Raw genomic sequence first — 18501 nt, 5'->3', positions numbered from 1 at the left:
GGGGGATCGTGGGGTGGGGGGCCGGGGCGGGGGTGGTGGGGTTGCGGGTGAGGTGGAGGGGTTGGTGGAGTTGCAGCTTGTCGCGCTCAACCAGACGTATCCGGCGTGGCGGATCACCCGGGTCAGGCGGGTGGACGGGACCCCGGGCGGGTGGTGGGCCACCAGGTACGTCTCGTTGTCGGACGCCGAACGCGCGGCGGGCCTGGTGCCGAGTTTCGCCAGAGGTGACGTCGTGGCCCTGGTCATGCAACTCGCCGTACAAGACGAGATCGCCCACCAAATCCGCTACGCCACGGGCTCCTGAGCCACGTTGGAGGCGTCTCACCGGATCCTGAGCCGCTAGGAGGCGGTGCCTTCCAGGCGTGCCACTACGCGTGCGAGGAGGTCGCGGATCTCGATATGGCCGGCACTGAGGTCCCCGATGTCCGTGACGACGTGGTCGAGCTTCCTATCGAGCGCGGACTGTTCTGCCCTGAGAGCACTGACGTCGTCTTTGATCTCGGCGATGCCGGTCTCGGTGTTCGAGACCCGCTCCTTCAGGGAGGGCATGGGGTCAGCCGGGACCTGGCGTGACGCCGAAATCCTGGCGGATCGCGCGGATTTCTGCGAGGTCCTCCAGGTCGTTGGCGAGTTCCTGGGCCTCGGTTCTGGCCAGTTCCATGCGGCGGAGGTGGTTGGAGATCAGAAGCGCCTCACGTACGACGTCGTTTGCGGACCTTCCGTCGGCGGTCAGTTCGGCCAGCGCCTTCTCGGCTTTGGCGTCGATCTGTACGGTCAGCATGGCCATATTCTCACTCTACGACGGCCTCGCACGCTGGTCTTTGACGAATCTTCGTGGCCGTGTGAATACGTAGAGTGATGGTCGTCCGAATGGTGGGGGATCGGTCCCCTGAGTGCATCTCTTGTCGATGGGGTTGGTGACGAGGGGGGTCGGCTTGGGGGAGGTTTGGGGGAGAAATGGGGGGTTTGGGGGGGTGTGGGGTGGCTACTTTTTGTGTGGGCGAAGTGTCGTAGTTTTAGGGTATGGACGCCAGAGGGCCTCTGGGGGAGTTCCTTCGTGCTCGGCGCCAGGTCACGACCGTTGATCAGGTGGGTCTGGCGCCCTCTGGACGCAGGCGGACGCCGGGGCTGCGCCGTGAAGAGGTCGCCATGCTGGCCGGGGTCAGCACCGACTACTACGTCCGGCTGGAGCAGGGCAGGGAGCGCCGCCCGTCGGACCAGGTGCTGAGCGCGCTGGCGCACGCCTTCCGGCTCGACCACGAGGCCACCGTGCACCTTTACCGGCTCGCGCACCCCCGGGCGTGCGAGGTCGTGGTCCGCGGGCCGTCCGAGGAGGTCAATCCCAGCATCATGAAGCTCCTCGACAGGTGGGACGACGTCGTGGCCTTCGTGGTGAACCACAGGCTGGACGTGCTCGCCTGCAACCCGGTCTTCGCCGCCCTGTTCGACGGGCTGGAGTACAACGACAACCTGCTGCGCCTGACCTTTCTCAACCCCGAGGCGCGCCTGTTCTACCGGGACTGGGAGCACGAGGCCGTCGCCAAGGTGGCCCACCTGCGTGCCGTGGCGGGGGTGGACAGCGGCGATCCTCTTCTGCTCGAGCTGGTGGAGGAGCTCTCGCTCCAGAGCGAGTTCTTCCGCGAGGTGTGGGCCCGCCACGAGGTGCGGGCCAAGACCCACAACATCGTGCGCCTGCACCACCCGGAGGTGGGCGACGTGACGCTCTGGCACGAGACCTTCGGCATCGACAGCGCGCCCGGGCTGCGTATCTTCGCCGGTCAGCCCGAGTTGGGAAGCGCTTCCCAGGAGGCGCTCCGCACGCTGACCGAGCTCGCCCCCGCCTCGGACGGCCGCATGCGCCACCGTGTGTAGCACCTGCGCTCGTGGTCCGGACATCGAGTCCCGACACGGTCGGTTCAAGGGCTGGTTTTAGGGGTTTGCATGCCTTTGACGTGCGGTTTCTTATCCTTCCGGCATGTCGCGATGGGTGGGTGGCAACGGGTACGAAGTGGAGCCGATCAGGCTCGACGGGCGGACAATGCTGCGGGTGCGTCAGTACGGCGTCACGGTGGCCTACTGCCGTTCGGTGGCCGAAGTCACGAAATATGTTGATCTAGAGGAGCTTGTCGAGCTGGTCTCCCTGCCGGTGGAGGGGGCGCATCATCGGGCGTGAGGGCCGGTCCGGAGAGTGACCCAGCCCGTGGGCCCGCCCCCAGCCGCCGACAGGTACGGCCGCCGGGTCAGGCCGCCGGGGGCGGGGGGTCGGGTTCGCGGGAGATGTCCCTCGGGTCCTTGTCGTCGCGCAGGCCGCGCCAGGACGGGTGGCGGAGCATGCCCTCGTGGGTCCACTCCGCGTACTGGACCTCGCCGGCCAGCACCGGGTCCACCCAGCGGGCGCCCCTGGACTGCTCGCGCGGCACCGGCCCGTCGAACGGCGGCGTGGGCCGGGTGAGCGGCGCGAGGATCCCGGCCAGCGCGTGCAGCGTCTCCTCGGTGAATCCCGTGCCGACGTTCCCGGCGTAGACCAGCCGATCACCCTCGTGCACGCCTACCAGCAGTGAGCCGAACGTCGCCGACCGGCGGCCCTGGCCCGGCGTCCAGCCCCCGATCACGACCTCCTGCGCCCGGAAGTTCTTGACCTTGGTCCATTCCGGCGACCTCCTGCCGGGCCGGTACGGCGACTGGAGGCGCTTGGAGACGATGCCCTCCATGCCGAGCCGCCGGCTCAGCTCCAGCGCCTGCGCGCCGTCGTCACGGAACCAGGCCGGCACCTGCCAGCGGGTCCCGGGCGTGACGATGTTCTCCAGGAAGTCCCTGCGCTCGGCGTACGGGAGGCCGACCAGGGACTCGGTGCCGACGTGCAGGACGTCGAAGAGCATGAACGTCACCGGGATCGCCTGGGCCAGCTTCCTGACGCGCTCCTCGCGCCGCTGGTGCATGCGCGGCTGCAGGGCCGAGAAGCTCGGGCGCCCGGCCTCGTCGAAGGCGACGATCTCCCCGTCGAGCACGACGTCGTGGCCGCCGACGGCGCCGGCCAGCGCGTGCAGCTCGGGGTAGGCGACGGTGATCTCCTTGCCGGTGCGGGAGATGAGCCTGAGCGCGGCGTCCTCGGCGTACGCGAGCGCGCGCACGCCGTCCCACTTCATCTCGTGGCCCCACGCGTCCTCCTCGCCCGGCGGCGGGAGCGGCCCGAGCTGGGCGAGCATCGGCATGTAGGCAGGAAATCCCCCCATGGGCGCTTTCTTACCCGCTGCGGAGATCTGTACGAACCCCTATGCCGCCCCAAAGATCCACCCGAACAACCGGGATAATGGGCCCATGAAATTAAGGATCTTCACTGAACCCCAGCAGGGGGCCGGTTACGAGGACCAGCTTCGCGTGGCACAGGCCGCCGAGCGGCTCGGGTTCGACGCGTTCTTCCGTTCTGACCACTACCTGCGCATGGGCGACGGCGACCCGGCGCCGGGCCCGACCGACTCCTGGGTGACGCTGGGCGCGATCGCCCGCGAGACCGAGACGATCCGGCTCGGCACGCTGGTCACCGCCGCCACCTTCCGGCTGCCGGGCCCGCTGGCGATCAGCGTGGCGCAGGTGGACCAGATGAGCGGCGGCCGGGTCGAGTTCGGGTTCGGCACCGGCTGGTTCGACGCCGAGCACAAGGCCTATGGCATCCCGTTCCCGCCGCTCGGTGAGCGTTTCGCCCGCTTCGAGGAGCAGTTGGAGATCATCACCGGGCTGTGGACCACCAAGCCCGGCGAGACGTACTCCTTCGAGGGCGCCTACTACCGGCTCGCCGACTCCCCGGCGCTGCCCAAGCCCGCCCAGGAGCCGTGCCCGCCGGTGATCATCGGTGGGACCGGCGCCAAGCGGACCCCCCGCATCGCCGCCAAGTTCGCCGACGAGTTCAACGTGCCGTTCGGCGGCCTGGACGACACCTCGGCCGCCTTCGGCCGGGTCAGGGAGGCCTGTGAGGTGGCCGGCGGACGTTCGATGATCTACTCCGCGGCGCAGGTCGTGTGCGTCGGCGCCGACGAGGCCGAGCTGGCCCGCCGGGCGTCGGCGATCGGCCGCGAGGTCTCCGAGCTGCGCGAGAACGGCCTGGCGGGAACCCCGGAGGAGGTCGTTGACAAGATCGGCTCCTTCGCCGAGGCCGGCAGCGAGCGCATGTACCTCCAGGTGCTCGACATGGCGGACATCGACCATCTTGAGCTGATCGCCGCCGAGATCCTGCCGCACGTCTGAGCGGCCGTCCCGCCGCGCGTCGTACGGGCGCGCGGCGCGTGGCGTTGTACGGGCGCCTGGCAAAGCGGTGGCCCGGTCGATCGCTATAGGGAAAAATCGGGCGATGTGCTCCTGACCATCTCCACGACCACGCGTCCGGCCACCGATCTCGGCTTCCTGCTGCACAAGCATCCGGACCGGGTCCAGCGGTTCGACCAGTCGTTCGGCGTCGCACGGGTCCTCTACCCCGAGGCCGGCGCCGAACGCTGCACGGCCGCGCTCCTGCTGGAGGTGGACCCGATCCGGCTGGTCCGCTCGCGCGGCGCGTCCTCGCCCGACTTCAGCCTGGGCCAGTACGTCAACGACCGCCCGTACGCCGCGTCCTCGATGATGGCCGTCGCGCTCGCCGACGTCTTCCGCACCGCCCGCGCGGGCGTCTGCCAGGCCAGGCCCGAGCTGGCGGCCGGGCCGATCGACCTGGAGATCACCGTGCCAGCGCTGCCCTGCCGGGGCGGTCCCGAGCTGGCGCACCTGCTGTTCGAGCCGCTCGGCTGGCAGGTGGAGGCGCGGGCCCTGCCGCTCGACGAGGGCTTCCCCGAGTGGGGCGACTCCAGGTACGTGCGGCTCGTGCTGCGCGGCCCGGTGCGGCTGGCCGACGCGCTGAACCACCTGTACGTCATGCTTCCGGTGCTGGACGACGCCAAGCACTACTGGATGGCCCCCGACGAGGTGGACAAGCTGATCCGCGCGGGGGAGGGCTGGCTGGCGTCCCACCCCGAGCGCGGGCGGATCACCCGCCGCTACCTCGGCCGCCGCAGGGGCCTGACCAGCACGGCCTTCGCCCGCCTGGCGGAACTGGGCGACGACGTCGAGGAGGACCTGGCGCCCCCGACCGAAGAGGAGTCCGCGCCCGCCGAAGGCACGCACACCGAGGAGGCCGTGCCCGAAGAAACCGCTCCCGAAGGAACCGTACCCGCGGAGTCCGTACCAGGGGAGCCCGCGCCGGACGAGGGCACGCCCGCCGAGGAGACCGTGACCGTGCGGACGCCGCTCGCCCGGTTGCGGCGGGACGCGGTCGTCGCGACGCTCGCCGAGGAGGGCGCGCGTACCGTCATCGACCTCGGCTGCGGCTCCGGCCAGCTCGTCGGCGAACTGCTCACGCACCCGGAGTTCGCCAAGGTCACCGGCGTGGACGTCTCGTCGCGGGCGCTGACGATGGCCGCGCGCCGGCTCAAGCTCGACCGGATGCCCGAGGCCCGCCGCGCCCGGCTGGACCTGTTCCAGGGCGCGCTGACCTACACCGACGACCGGTTCGCCGGGTACGACGCGGCGGTCCTCATGGAGGTCGTGGAGCACGTCGACCCGCCCCGGCTGCCCGCGCTCGAACGGGTGGTCTTCGGCACCGCGGGGCCGCGCGTCGTCATCGTGACCACCCCCAACAGCGAGTACAACGTCCGCTACGAGTTCCTGACCGGCATGCGCCACCCCGACCACCGGTTCGAGTGGACCCGCGCGGAGTTCACCGCGTGGGCCGAGGGCGTCTGCAGGGAGTACGGCTACCGCGTCAGGTACCGTCCGGTCGGCGGGGACGATCCCGAGGTGGGGCCGCCGACCCAGATGGGGGTGTTCAGCCGTGGCTGAGATCAGCGTTCCCGCGATGTCGCTCGTCCTGCTCGTGGGGGTGTCGGGCAGCGGCAAGTCGACCTTCGCCCGCGAGCACTTCCGGCCGACCCAGGTGATCTCCTCGGACTTCTGCCGCGGCCTGGTGGCCGACGACGAGAACGACCAGGTGGCGACCCCCGACGCCTTCGACGTGCTGCACTACATCGTCGGCACCCGGCTCAGGCGCGGGCTGCTCACCGTCGTGGACGCCACCAACGTCCAGTGGGAGGCGCGCAAGAAGCTCATCGAGCTGGCCAAGAGCCACGACGTGCTCGTGGACGCCATCGTGCTGGACGTGCCGGAGGAGGTCGCGGTCGCCCGCAACGCCCTGCGGCCCGACCGGGACTTCGGCGCCCACGTGATCACCCGGCAGCGCAAGGACCTGCGGCGGTCGCTGGCCAAGATGTCCAGAGACGGCTTCCGCCGGGTGCACGTGCTCAGGGGCGACGACATCGCCGCCGCCACCGTCACCTACGAGCGGGCCTGGACCGACCGCCGTGACCTGACCGGTCCCTTCGACCTGATCGGCGACGTGCACGGCTGCCGCGCCGAGCTGGAGACCCTGCTCGGGACGCTCGGCTGGGAGCTGCGCCGCGACGACGCGGGCCGACCGGTCGGCGCCGGGCATCCGGAGGGCAGGACCGCCGTGTTCGTCGGCGACCTGGTCGACAGGGGACCGGACTCGCCGGGCGTCCTGCGGCTGGTCATGGGCATGGTCGCGGCCGGGACGGCGCTGTGCGTGTCCGGCAACCACGAGCAGAAGCTCGTCCGTGCGCTGAACGGCCGCAAGGTCACGGTCGCGCACGGGCTCGAACGCTCCCTGGAGCAGCTCGAGGCCGAGCCGGAGGCCTTCCGCGAGGAGGCCAGGGCCTTCATGGACGGGCTGATCAGCCACTACCAGCTCGACGACGGCAAGCTGGTCGTGGCGCACGCGGGCCTGAAGGAGGCCTACCACGGCCGCGCCTCCGGCCGGGTGCGCTCCTTCGCCCTGTACGGGGACACCACGGGCGAGACCGACGAGTACGGCCTGCCGGTCCGCTACCCGTGGGCCAAGGACTACCGGGGCCGGGCGATGGTCGTGTACGGCCACACGCCCATCCCCGAGGCCGAGTGGGTCAACAACACGATCTGCGTGGACACCGGCTGCGTGTTCGGCGGGAAGCTGACGGCGCTGCGCTACCCCACGCGTGAGCTGGTCTCGGTGCCGGCCGAGCGGGTCTGGTACGAGCCCGCCCGGCCGCTCGCGCCCGTCAGCGGGCGCGACCCCGGCCTGCTCGACATCGGCGACGTGCAGGGCACCCGGTACGTCGAGATCCAGACCGGCGGCAAGATCAAGATCCGGGAGGAGAACTCCGCCGCCGCCCTGGAGATCATGAGCCGGTTCGCGGTCGACCCGAGGTGGCTGGTGTACCTGCCGCCGACGATGGCCCCGCCGGAGACCTCGTCGCTGGAGGGGTACCTGGAGCACCCCGCCGAGGCGTTCGAGGAGTTCCACCAGGCGGGTGTCACCGAGGTGGTGTGCGAGGAGAAGCACATGGGCTCGCGGGCCGTCGCTGTGCTCGCCCGCACCCCGGAGGCCGCCGCGGCGCGCTTCGGGGTCACCGACGGCACCCGCGGCGTCGTGCACACCCGGACCGGGCGCCCGTTCTTCGACGACCCCGCGCTGATGGCCGAGTTGGTGTCCCGGCTGGGCGCGGCGGTGTCGGACGCCGGGCTCTGGGAGGAACTCGGCACCGACTGGATGGTGCTCGACGCCGAATTGCTGCCCTGGTCGGCCAAGGCCGGCGGCCTGATCCGCGAGCAGTACGCCGCCGTGGGCGCCGCCGCGCGCGCCGCCCTGCCCGAGGCCGTGGCGGTGCTGGAGGCGGCGGCCGGGCGCGGTATGGGTGTGGGCGAGATTCTTGACCGCACCCGGCGCCGTTCCGGGAACGCTGCCCGGTTCAGCGAGGCATATGCCCGGTACTGCTGGCCGGTGTCGGGACTTGACGGTATTCGGCTGGCTCCGTTCCAGATCCTCGCCGTGGAGGGACGGGCGACGGCGGCGGAGGAGCCGCACGCCTGGCACCTGGCGGCCCTCGGCCGGCTGGACTCCGGCATCATCGCCCCGACCAGGCACGTCTTCGTGTCGCTCGACTCCGAGGCGTCGCAGGCGGCGGCCACCGAGTGGTGGACCGCACTCACCGAGGCCGGGGGAGAGGGGATGGTCGTCAAGCCCGCGCATCCTTCGGCCGGCCGCGTGCAGCCGGGCGTGAAGGTGCGCGGGCGCGAGTACCTGCGGATCATCTACGGGCCCGACTACACCGAGAGCCTCGGGGTCCTGCGCCGCCGTTTCCTCGGCAGGAAGCGGTCGCTGGCCCTGCGCGAGAACGCGCTCGGCCTGGAGGCGCTGGCCCGGCTGGCGGGCGGCGAACCGCTCTGGCGGGTGCACGAGGCCGTGTTCGCGGTGCTGGCCCTGGAGTCCGAGCCCGTCGACCCCCGGCTCTGAGGACGGGTCAGGAGGCGTCCGGGGGCGGCAGGGGGGCCACCTCGCGCCGGTGGTAGGAACGCAGGTCCTCGCCCAGGTCGTACAGCGCGATCAGGGCGGCCAGGCACGGCGCGACGACGTCGTGGTCGGTGATGCGGCGCCCGCCCAGGTGGGCGCCGTTCTCGTCGTACAGGACCTCGTACATGAGCGTGGACTCGAAGATCAACAGCTCGGGCAGCGGCCCGGACGGCTCGTAGGCGCGGACGGCGGTCGCGGGGATCACCCGGCTCCGCTCGCCGGCCTCGGAGCGGGCGGCCAGGACGTGCAGCTCCCACTGCATGTAGGGCGTGAGGGGGGTCTCCACCACCCGGACCCGGCGGAACTCGGCGTACCCGTCGTACTCGGCGCGCAGCGAGCCGCGCATCTCGTCCACCAGCAGAAGGGAACGTTCCCAGTCGCCCTGCGCCATCGCCGCCCAGCTCGGCTCGTAGGGCTCGTGGAAGTGCTGGGCGCGTTCGAGCTTCCAGACCACCCCGTTCGCGCTCTCGTAGGCCTCGCGGAACTCCGGTCCGTACACCTCCGGCGGCATGTCCGCCGCCTCCACCTCACGCACCCGCTCGAAAACGTGGCAATCAAGTTGATTGTCCGTTATCGGGACCATCGGCTACTCCTCGTCATTGGGTGCGGAACCCGCGGCGTCCGCGCGGGCCGGTGGCGCGAGGTATTCGGGGAGAACGAGCGCCACCATGCCCGGACCTGAAGGAGCCGAAACCCGGAAATGGCGGCGGTCGGGAAGACAGGCCGATCATGAAACGGCTGACTGCGAGCGTCAAGACCCAAATCACGGAGCGAGGGCGGGCACGCCGAAGGCCGGGACGACCCGTGAAGGTCGGCCCGGCCGTGGTGCCCGACGGCCCCGCGGGACGTCAGCGGTGCCGGCGCCCCAGGTGGGAGTGGTGGTGCCCCAGGTGGGGGTGGCCATGGTGCCGGTGGTGGGCCAACCGCACGATCGCGAAGACCACGCCCATGATGAACAGCACCTTCAGCAGCCCGAGCAGCGGCGCGAAGGCGCCGCCGACGGCCGAGGCCACCAGGAACACCGCCAGGATGATCAGAAAGACCGGGGGCCCGCCGTGCCGCCGCCGGCCCTGGAACGGCGGCCGGGGCAGGTCGGCCATGTGATGGCCCCAGGTGCCGAGGTCGCCGCGCGGCGGGAGGGGCATGCCCTCGGGCCGCCAGGGGGCGTCGTAGGCGGCCGGACGCTGCGACCGCTGTTCCGGTAGATCGGCCGTCACCCGCCGCAGGTCGCCCACCGTGCGCGCCCCGAGGGCGGTGTCGAGCCGTTCGTCCAGCTCGTCGTGGGTGAGACGGCCCTGCGCGAAGTGCTCGCGCAGGGCGGTCATCACCTCGTCGCGTTCTGCGTCACCGATCCGCAGATCGTCCCGCGAGGTCATCGAGGGTCACTCCTCCGAGGTGTCGCCGTCGGCCAGGATCTGGTACAGCTTGCGGCGGGTCTCGGCCAGGATCTGCTTCGCCTGTCCGACTTGTCCGTCGCTACCAGTCTGCGCGATTTGGAAGAGCGCCGCGGCGGCCTGGCGCGACAAATCGAAAAGTTCGTAGACGCTGTCGTCCACGTTCGGCGTCATGTCCTCCCACGGGGCCCGCACCTCCTCGGGGTGCTCGGCGACGTAGGCCAGACCGGCCTCGGTGAGCGCGAAGGTCTTGCGCCCGTCGGTCTCCTCGGCGCGCACCAGACCTTCGTCGGTGAGCTGCTGGAGCGCCGGGTAGACCGCGCCCGGGCTGGGCTTCCACCCGCCCTGGCTGCGCTCGGCGATCTCCTGGATCACCTGGTAGCCGTTGCGCGGCTCCTCGGCGAGCAGGGCCAGGATGGCGGCGCGGACGTCGCCGCGCTTGGCCTTGCGGCCTCCCCTCCCGAACGGCGAGCGCCCGCCGCCGAACCCGAAACCGGGACCGAACGGGCCGCGCGCGAAGTCCCACGGGAAGGGCCCGGGGCCGCGGTGGCCGCGGAAGCGGCGCTCATGGCCGCCCTCCTCGTGCGGGTGGCCATGCGGGCCGTGGTGGGGACCACCGCGGTGCGGATCCTGCTGCCAGGCGCCGACGATGGAGCCCAGGGCGGCCTTCAGGGCGCGCGCGTCGGGCCAGGGAGGTCCTCCCATCGAATGTGCGTGAGTCATGTCTTCCCCCTTGCGGTTGCGATCGACTTTCGACCGTTCTCGATGGCTCAACGATATATCGCGAACGTTCTTAACGACAAGCCCTCGGCAAAAAATCGTCGACCGCCCGCCGAGCGGACGGGACGGAGAGCACCGCGGCCGGCGGGCGTGCGGGGACCTGGTGGCGGCCACTTTTTTCAGGAAGTGACGTGAATCACGCTGTGCCGGGAACAGACGCCGATATCCGTGCGTTATCAGGATTCGGACGGGGTCGTTCTGCTCTGAGAGGGCTGGGGGGTGCTCTTGGAGCGGAACGGTCCCGTCTTCTGTGTCCGCGATTTCCCGATCCCCTGACCAGCAAGGACCTCCGGCCTTCCGGAGCGTCTCGTCAGGGACGCTTGCGCGGGCCGCGCGGGGCCGCACAATGGGCGTGAAACCGATCCCTTCTCCCCCGGAGGGCGGGCGACACGCCGCATGGCAGACGAGTCGGTTCCTCTGTTTGGCGAAGATTTTGCCGTAGGGTGCCCGATCGTGATCTACGCATGATGGGGCATACGCACGCCCTGAGCGGTGCCGCGCTCTGGCTGCTCGTCGCTCCCGGGCTCGCCGCGCTTCCGGGGCTCGGCGGCATCGCGGGCGAGCTGACGCCGGCGGTGGCCAACCTGACCGCGCCGAACGAGCTCATCGCCGGCGCCCTGGTCTGCGCGGGGGCCGCGATGCTCCCCGACCTCGACCATCCGCACGCCACGATCGCCCAGGCGTTCGGGCCCGCCACCTGGGTGCTGAGCAAGGCGTTCAACTGGGCGAGCGGGGGCCACCGCCACGCGACGCATTCGCTGCTGTTCGCGATCGTGGCCGGCATCGGCAGCCAGTTGCTCGCCGACCACGTCCCGATCGGCAGGGACGTCGTGGTCATCTTGATGATCGGGCTGGCCCTGCGCTCGATCGGCATCGGCGTCCCCGGCAAGACGATCACCTCGGCGCTGGTGAACATCGGCCTGACGGCCGTGATGTTCCTCCTGCTGCACTTCCGCGACGTCGGGTACCTGTGGCTCGGCCTGGCCATCGCCATCGGATGCCTGGCCCACGTGATCGGCGACTGCCTGACCGAGCGCGGCTGCCCGGTGCTGTGGCCGCTGAAGCAGCGATGGGTCCTGCCGTACGACATCGGCATCAAGACCGGCCGGGCCTTCGAGGTGAAGATTCTCGGCCCGCTGCTGTCGGTCGTCGTGATAGGGCTGTTCGCGGTCCGCCTCATGCCGGCGGTCATCTGACCCTACCGGCAAGTAACTTGATGTCGAGATATCTGACCCGATATCTTGATGTCGAGACATCTGCCGCGACCGCGTGGTTAGGCCAGCCTAACTGGCGATGGCATACCACCTGTGCGGCAGGATCTATGGGGCGAACCAGGCAATCTGTGCGACCCATCATCAGTGACGATGAGCGTGAAATGTAGGGAGGCGAGTCTCCGTGTCCGCCAACAGCTTCGGCAGCCGTGACACCCTCCGCGTCGGTGACGCGGCTTACGAGATCTACCGGCTGGACGCCGTCGAGGGGTCGGCGCGCCTCCCGTACAGCTTGAAGATCCTGCTGGAGAACCTGCTGCGCACGGAGGACGGCGCGAACATCACCGCCGACCACGTCCGCGCGGTGGGCGGCTGGGACCCCAAGGCCGCGCCGAGCGTGGAGATCCAGTTCACCCCGGCCCGCGTGATCATGCAGGACTTCACCGGCGTGCCCTGCGTGGTCGACCTGGCCACCATGCGCGAGGCCGTCCGCGACCTCGGCGGCGACCCCGCCAGGATCAACCCGCTGGCCCCGGCCGAGATGGTCATCGACCACTCCGTCATCGTGGACTTCTTCGGCGGTCCCGACTCCTTCCAGCGCAACGTGGACCGCGAGTACGAGCGCAACCACGAGCGATACCAGTTCCTGCGCTGGGGCCAGACCGCGTTCGACGAGTTCAAGGTCGTCCCGCCCGGCACCGGCATCGTGCACCAGGTCAACATCGAGCACCTCGCCCGCGTGGTCATGATCCGCGACGGCAAGGCCTACCCCGACACCTGCGTCGGCACCGACTCCCACACCACCATGGAGAACGGCGTCGGCGTGCTCGGCTGGGGCGTCGGCGGCATCGAGGCCGAGGCGGCCATGCTCGGCCAGCCGATCTCCATGCTGATCCCGCGCGTCGTCGGCTTCAAGCTCACCGGACGCCTCCCGGCGGGCGCGACCGCGACCGACCTGGTCCTGCGGATCACCGAGATGCTCCGGCAGCACGGCGTCGTCGGCAAATTCGTCGAGTTCTACGGCGACGGCGTCACGGCGGTCCCGCTGGCCAACCGCGCGACGATCGGCAACATGAGCCCGGAGTTCGGCTCCACCTGCGCGATCTTCCCGATCGACGACGAGACCGTGAAGTACCTGCGGCTCACCGGCCGCAGCGACGAGCAGGTCGCGCTGGTCGAGGCGTACGCCAGGGAGCAGGGCCTGTGGCACGACCCCTCCCACGAGCCGGTCTTCTCCGAGTACATCGAGCTCGACCTGGGCAGCGTCGTCCCCTCGATCGCCGGGCCCAAGCGCCCGCAGGACCGCATCGCGCTGTCATCGGCCAAGGACACCTGGCGCCGTGACGTGCGCGTCTTCGTCGCCGACGAGGACGGCTCGGACGAGGAGGGCAAGGAGTCCTTCCCCGCCTCCGACGCCCCGGCCTCCAACGCCCAGGCCAACGGGCACGACAAGACCGAGGACCGGCCGTTCGCCGCGTCCGCGCCCGGCGTCTCCCAGCGAAGCCGCCCGCGTGACCCGGTCCAGGTCACCGCGGCCGACGGCACCTCGTTCGAGCTCGACCACGGCGCCGTGGTGATCGCCGCGATCACCTCGTGCACCAACACCTCCAACCCGTACGTCATGATCGGCGCCGCCCTGCTGGCCAGGAACGCCGTCGACAAGGGCCTCACCCGCAAGCCGTGGGTGAAGACCTCCCTGGCCCCCGGCTCGCAGGTCGTCACCGGCTACTTCGAGCGCTCGGGCCTCACCCCCTACCTCGACAAGCTCGGGTTCAACCTCGTCGGGTACGGCTGCACCACCTGCATCGGCAACTCCGGGCCGCTGCCCGAGGAGATCTCCGAGGCCGTGCAGAGCGCCGACCTGGCCGTCACCGCCGTGCTGTCGGGCAACCGCAACTTCGAGGGCCGGATCAACCCCGACGTCAAGATGAACTACCTGGCCTCGCCGCCGCTGGTAGTCGCCTACGCCCTCGCCGGCACGATGGACCTGGACCTGGACACCGAGCCGCTCGGCACCGGCGCCGACGGGCAGCCGGTGTACCTGCGGGACATCTGGCCGACCACCGAGGAGATCGCCGAGGTGGTCGACGCCTCGATCGACGTGGAGATGTTCCGGCGCGACTACGCCGACGTGTTCAAGGGCGACGAGGCCTGGCGGTCGCTGCCGATCCCGACCGGCGACACCTTCGAGTGGGACCCGGCCTCGACCTACGTGCGCAAGGCGCCGTACTTCGACGGCATGCCGAGCAAGCCGGAGGCCGTCACCGACGTCCACGGCGCCCGGACGCTCGCGCTGCTCGGCGACTCGGTCACCACCGACCACATCTCCCCGGCCGGTTCGATCAAGGGCGACTCGCCCGCGGGGCGCTACCTCAAGGAGAACGGCGTCGAGCTGAAGGACTTCAACTCCTACGGCTCCCGCCGGGGCAACCACGAGGTCATGATCCGGGGCACGTTCGCCAACATCCGGCTGCGCAACCAGATCGCGCCGGGCACCGAGGGCGGCTTCACCCGCGACTTCACCCAGGACGGCGGCCCGGTCTCCACGATCTACGACGCCTCGGTGAACTACCAGGCGGCGGGCGTCCCGCTGGTCGTGCTGGCGGGCAAGGAGTACGGCTCGGGGTCCTCACGCGACTGGGCGGCCAAGGGCACGGCGCTGCTCGGCGTCCGCGCGGTGATCGCCGAGTCCTACGAGCGCATCCACCGGTCCAACCTGATCGGCATGGGCGTGCTCCCGCTGCAGTACCCGGAGGGCCAGACCGCGGCCTCGCTCGGCCTGACCGGCGAGGAGACCTTCGACGTCATCGGCGTCGAGGAGCTCAACTCCGGCACCACCCCGGCGACCGTCACCGTACGGGCCGGGGACACCGAGTTCCAGGCGGTCGTCCGCATCGACACCCCCGGCGAGGCGGACTACTACCGCCACGGCGGCATCATGCAGTACGTCCTGCGCTCCCTGCTCGCCAAGAGCTGACCAGGCCGCCGCGCGCCCGTCCCCGCCGCCGAGGCGGGGGCGGGCGCGTCCGCGTTCGGCCCCGGACGGTGTTCCCCCCGGTCCCGACGTGCGGCCGTGGTCCATTATCGGGCGCAGTAATTTCCGAGTAAGTTACTGAATTCCTCGGATATTCCGTGGGAGGGTGGCGACCGTTCCCGTGCGCGGCCGGCCGCCCTCCCCGCCGTCCCGGAGGACCGCTCTCCCTGCTGCGTCGCGGGAATTCGATGCCGCCCCCACCAGGTGTGATGCCCATCACCGTCCCGCTGGACAAACTTGACTTAATCAGATGATTTCTTTAATTAAACGGAATTTCATAGCTTGTAGGGTCTGGTGGTGAAAGGGGGGATCGTGCGATGACGCATGCTCTGCCGAGCCCGGTGACACTTCCCCTGGAACGTCAGAATCCCTTCGACCCACCGTCTGAGCTGCGCCGGTGGAGTCACGAAGGCCCGCTGCGGCCGATGCTCTACGCGGACGGGCACGTCGGCTGGCTGGTGACCGGCTACTCCGCGGTGCGATCGGTGCTCGGCGACGCCCGCTTCAGCGCCGACCCCGACCTGGTCCACCCGCAGATCGGCCGGCGGTCCATCCAGCGGTTCCTCGGCAAGCTGCCGGGCCTGTTCCTCAACCAGGACCCGCCCGAGCACACCCGCCTGCGCCGGATGGTCGCCGGCCACTTCGGCCTGCGCAACATGAAGCGGCTGGAGCCGACGGTCACGCGGTTCACGTCCGGCCTGCTCGACGGCATGGAGCAGGGGGGCCCGTCCGCCGACCTGGTGTCCGCGTTCGCCTTCCCGCTCCCCTCGATGGTGATCTGCGAGCTGCTCGGTGTCCCCTACAGTGCCCACGACCAGTTCCAGCGGCAGTCCTCGGAGATGCTCAGCCTGGAGTCCCGGCTTCCGCAGGTGCGGGGGGCCATCGAGGGCATGGCCCTGTACATCCATGACCTGGTCGACCGCAAGCGCGCCGAGCCGGGCGACGACCTGATCAGCGACCTGGTGTCGACGGGGGAGCTCACCAAGGACGAGATCACGGGCGTGGCGATGCTGCTCCTGGTCTCCGGCCACGAGACGACCGCCAACATGATCGCGCTGGGCACGTTCACGCTGCTGGAGAACCCCGTGCAGCTCGCGGTCCTGCGCGACGACCCGGCCCTCACCGGGCTGGCGGTCGAGGAGCTGCTGCGGTACCTCTCCATCATCCACATGGGCCTGGTGCGGGCCGCGAGCGAGGACGTCGAGGTCGAGGGGTACATGATCAAGGCGGGGGAGTCGGTGACGGTGTCCCTGGCCACCGCCAACCGTGACCCCCGGCAGTTCGCCGAACCCGACCGGCTCGACATCACCCGGCCGGCCACCGGGCACCTCGCCTTCGGACACGGCATCCACCAGTGCGTCGGTCAGCAGCTCGCCCGCATGGAGATGCGCATCGCCTACCCGGCGCTGCTGAACCGGTTCCCGAAACTGCGGCTCGCGGTGACACCCGAGCAGGTGGCGACGCGCTCGGACATGGCCATCTACGGGGTCCACCGGCTGCCGGTCGCCTGGTAGGGCCGGAAACCCGGTGGGCCGCCCGGGTGGCGACGGTCTACCGTGCGACGCATGGGCACTGAGGTATTTCTGGTATTTCTTGGCGGTTTGGCGGTATTTGTCGGGGCGGTGGTCCAGGGCGGGGTGGGCTTCGGCCTGGGCCTGGTGGCCGCTCCGATCATCACGTTGCTGCGGCCCGACGCCATGCCCGGGGCCATCCAGGTCGTCAACCTCACCCTGCCCCTGTTCACCCTGTTCACCGAATGGCGCCGCATCGACTGGCGGGGCCTCGGCTTCGCGCTGCTCGGCAGGCTCCCCGGCAGTGCGATCGGCGCGCTGGTCGTGGTCTACGTCAGCACCCGGATGCTCGGGATCCTGGTCGGGGTGATGGTGCTGGTCGCCGTGGCGGTGACCGCGTCCGCGCTGGCGATCCCGAGGAACGGGGCGACGCTGACCGCCGCCGGCTTCCTGTCCGGCATCACCGGCACGGCCACCGGCATCGGCGGCCCGCCCATGGGCATCGTCTACCAGCACGCCAAGGGCCCGCAGATCAGGGCGACCCTGGCCATGTACTTCTTCCTGTCCGCGAGCCAGTCCCTGGCCATCCTCGCCGCCGTGGGCAAGCTGCCCGGCCGGTCGGTGGTCGCGGGCGCGGTGCTGATCCCGTTCATGGTCGCGGGCTTCGCGGCCTCGGGCCCGCTCCGCCGCTTCCTGGACGGCGGGCGGGTCCGCGCCGGGATCCTCGTTGTGGCCGCCGCCTCGGCCTTCGTCCTGATCACGCAGAGCCTGGCCGGTTAATCTGGCGTTTCCTGATTGTTACCGGAGACAACAAACTTTGACCGTCCGAGGTCTGGCGCATGGCCCGGGTTCGGAATACGTTGCCGCAAACAACATTCAAAGAAACGGTCAAGCCGAGACCCGGCGAAAGCCGTTCTCTCCCCCGGTCAGAGCTCGGCCGGGCACAGCCTCACAGACCCCCATACGCCACGTCTTGAGTGGCCATTCTGCAGAAAGGACCCGGTGCACCCATGCGCAAGGGGATCCTCGGCCTGACCGCCGCCGCCGCGGCGCTCTCTCTCGGTCTCACCGCCTGCGGGGGCGATGACGGTGCGACCAGCACCCAGAGCGCAGCCCCCGCCTCCTCCTCGGCCGCCGCGAAGGCGGGCAAGATCGGTGTCATCCTTCCCGACAGCAAGTCGTCTCCCCGCTGGGAGACCGCGGACCACAAGTACCTCGAAGAGGCCTTCAAGACCGCGGGTGTCGAGTACGACATCCAGAACGCCCAGAACGACAAGACCGCCTTCCAGACGATCGCCGACCAGATGATCACCAACGGCGCCACGGTGCTGCTGATCGTCAACCTGGACAGCGGCACCGGCAAGGCCGTCATCGACAAGGCCAAGGGCCAGGGCGTTCCGGTCATCGACTACGACCGCCTGACGCTCGGCGGCGGGGCCTCGTACTACGTGAGCTTCGACAACACCAAGGTCGGCACCCTCCAGGGTGAGGGCCTGGTCAAGTGCCTCGCCGACAAGAAGGTCGAGAAGCCGCTGATCGCCGAGCTCAACGGCTCGCCGACCGACAACAACGCGACCCAGTTCAAGGCCGGCTACGACGGCGTGCTCAAGCCGAAGTACGACGCGGGCGAGTACACCAAGGGCCCGGACGAGTCCGTGCCGGACTGGGACCCGGTCAAGGGCGGCACGATCTTCGAGCAGATGCTGACCTCCGCGCCCAAGATCGGCGGCGTGCTCGCCGCGAACGACAACCTGGGCAACGCGGCGATCACCGTGCTCAAGAAGCAGAAGCTCAACGGCAAGGTCCCGGTGACCGGTCAGGACGCCGGCGTCCAGGGCCTGCAGAACATCCTCAACGGTGACCAGTGCATGACGGTCTACAAGGCGGTCAAGAAGGAGGCCGACGCGGCCGCCGGGCTGGCCATCGCGCTGGCCAAGGGCGAGAAGCCGACGGTCAGCGGTGTCACCAAGGACACCCAGACCAACGCCGACGTCCCCTCGGTCCTGCTCGACCCGCAGCCGATCACCTTCGACAGCGTCAAGGACGTCGTCGCCGACGGGTTCGTCAGCAAGGACGAACTGTGCAAGGGCGAGTTCGCGGCCAAGTGCACCGAGGCCGGAGTCCAGTAGCAGCGCGGTCCGGTACG

At 70.1% G+C, this 18501-nt stretch carries 17 protein-coding genes; 11 read left to right on the top strand and 6 right to left on the bottom strand.

The window, feature by feature from the left end; genetic code table 11:
* Positions 1–304 (top strand): hypothetical protein (locus tag NYZ98_RS36380; RefSeq protein ID WP_262848972.1); only part of this gene is annotated, 304 nt, incomplete at its 5' end.
* A 35-nt stretch (positions 305–339) separates the two neighbouring features.
* On the opposite strand, the gene NYZ98_RS36375 is transcribed toward NYZ98_RS36380, so the two are convergent.
* Both NYZ98_RS36375 and NYZ98_RS36370 read right to left on the bottom strand, forming a co-directional pair.
* On the bottom strand, positions 340–549 hold the full coding sequence (locus NYZ98_RS36375; RefSeq protein WP_262848970.1) for a hypothetical protein: 210 nt from the start codon (positions 547–549) through the stop codon (positions 340–342).
* Positions 550–553: 4 nt separating this feature from the next.
* Complete coding sequence (locus NYZ98_RS36370; RefSeq protein ID WP_262848967.1) at positions 554–787, bottom strand: hypothetical protein; 234 nt, start codon at positions 785–787, stop codon at positions 554–556.
* A gap of 236 nt (positions 788–1023) precedes the next feature.
* On the opposite strand from NYZ98_RS36370, the gene NYZ98_RS36365 reads away from it, so the two are divergent.
* Positions 1024–1872, top strand: a complete 849-nt coding sequence (locus tag NYZ98_RS36365) for a helix-turn-helix domain-containing protein (protein WP_262848965.1) — start codon at positions 1024–1026, stop codon at positions 1870–1872.
* A gap of 103 nt (positions 1873–1975) precedes the next feature.
* The gene (locus NYZ98_RS36360) at positions 1976–2173 is read left to right on the top strand and encodes a transposase (RefSeq protein ID WP_262848963.1); all 198 of its coding nucleotides are present in this window, start codon (positions 1976–1978) and stop codon (positions 2171–2173) included.
* A 67-nt stretch (positions 2174–2240) separates the two neighbouring features.
* Here NYZ98_RS36360 and ligD read toward each other — a convergent pair whose 3' ends face one another.
* Positions 2241–3233 carry a non-homologous end-joining DNA ligase gene (gene ligD, locus NYZ98_RS36355; RefSeq protein ID WP_262848961.1) on the bottom strand — a complete coding sequence of 331 codons (993 nt, stop codon included), beginning with the start codon at positions 3231–3233 and terminating at the stop codon, positions 2241–2243.
* A gap of 85 nt (positions 3234–3318) precedes the next feature.
* On the opposite strand from ligD, the gene NYZ98_RS36350 reads away from it, so the two are divergent.
* The 3 genes from NYZ98_RS36350 to NYZ98_RS36340 all read left to right on the top strand — a co-directional run bounded on the left by NYZ98_RS36350 (position 3319) and on the right by NYZ98_RS36340 (position 8368).
* Entirely contained in the window at positions 3319–4242 is a 924-nt protein-coding gene (locus tag NYZ98_RS36350; RefSeq protein ID WP_262848959.1) for an LLM class F420-dependent oxidoreductase, read from the top strand.
* A 105-nt stretch (positions 4243–4347) separates the two neighbouring features.
* The gene (locus tag NYZ98_RS36345) at positions 4348–5862 is read left to right on the top strand and encodes a 3' terminal RNA ribose 2'-O-methyltransferase Hen1 (RefSeq protein ID WP_262848957.1); all 1515 of its coding nucleotides are present in this window, start codon (positions 4348–4350) and stop codon (positions 5860–5862) included.
* A gap of 16 nt (positions 5863–5878) precedes the next feature.
* Entirely contained in the window at positions 5879–8368 is a 2490-nt protein-coding gene (locus NYZ98_RS36340; protein ID WP_380706556.1) for a polynucleotide kinase-phosphatase, read from the top strand.
* 7 nt (positions 8369–8375) lie between these two features.
* Here the strand turns inward: NYZ98_RS36340 and NYZ98_RS36335 are convergent, their stop codons facing one another.
* The 3 genes from NYZ98_RS36335 to NYZ98_RS36325 form a co-directional block, all read right to left on the bottom strand.
* Positions 8376–9008 (bottom strand): DUF6879 family protein, encoded by a 633-nt coding sequence (locus tag NYZ98_RS36335; RefSeq protein ID WP_262848953.1) that lies wholly within the window; start codon positions 9006–9008, stop codon positions 8376–8378.
* Positions 9009–9273: 265 nt separating this feature from the next.
* Complete coding sequence (locus NYZ98_RS36330; RefSeq protein WP_262848951.1) at positions 9274–9801, bottom strand: DUF1707 SHOCT-like domain-containing protein; 528 nt, start codon at positions 9799–9801, stop codon at positions 9274–9276.
* A 6-nt stretch (positions 9802–9807) separates the two neighbouring features.
* Positions 9808–10542 carry a PadR family transcriptional regulator gene (locus tag NYZ98_RS36325; RefSeq protein ID WP_262848948.1) on the bottom strand — a complete coding sequence of 245 codons (735 nt, stop codon included), beginning with the start codon at positions 10540–10542 and terminating at the stop codon, positions 9808–9810.
* Between the two features lie 521 nt (positions 10543–11063).
* Here NYZ98_RS36325 and NYZ98_RS36320 point away from each other — a divergent pair.
* From NYZ98_RS36320 to NYZ98_RS36300, 5 genes are all read left to right on the top strand, one after another.
* Complete coding sequence (locus NYZ98_RS36320; protein ID WP_262848945.1) at positions 11064–11795, top strand: metal-dependent hydrolase; 732 nt, start codon at positions 11064–11066, stop codon at positions 11793–11795.
* Positions 11796–11994: 199 nt separating this feature from the next.
* Positions 11995–14787, top strand: a complete 2793-nt coding sequence (locus NYZ98_RS36315) for an aconitate hydratase (protein ID WP_262848943.1) — start codon at positions 11995–11997, stop codon at positions 14785–14787.
* A 374-nt stretch (positions 14788–15161) separates the two neighbouring features.
* On the top strand, positions 15162–16358 hold the full coding sequence (locus NYZ98_RS36310) for a cytochrome P450 (RefSeq protein ID WP_262848940.1): 1197 nt from the start codon (positions 15162–15164) through the stop codon (positions 16356–16358).
* Between the two features lie 87 nt (positions 16359–16445).
* Positions 16446–17135: a sulfite exporter TauE/SafE family protein gene (locus tag NYZ98_RS36305; protein ID WP_262848938.1), complete on the top strand. Its 690-nt coding sequence runs from the start codon at positions 16446–16448 to the stop codon at positions 17133–17135.
* Positions 17136–17365: 230 nt separating this feature from the next.
* A complete protein-coding gene (locus NYZ98_RS36300) occupies positions 17366–18484 on the top strand; it encodes a sugar ABC transporter substrate-binding protein (protein WP_262848936.1) in 1119 nt (372 codons plus the stop codon).
* The last annotated feature ends 17 nt before the right edge of the window (positions 18485–18501 follow it).

This window comes from Sphaerisporangium corydalis, assembly GCF_025506355.1.
Lineage (GTDB): Bacteria > Actinomycetota > Actinomycetes > Streptosporangiales > Streptosporangiaceae > Sphaerisporangium > Sphaerisporangium corydalis.
The sequence above is the reverse complement of the archived record's forward strand: the minus strand, read 5'-3'. Positions and strand labels throughout refer to the sequence as shown.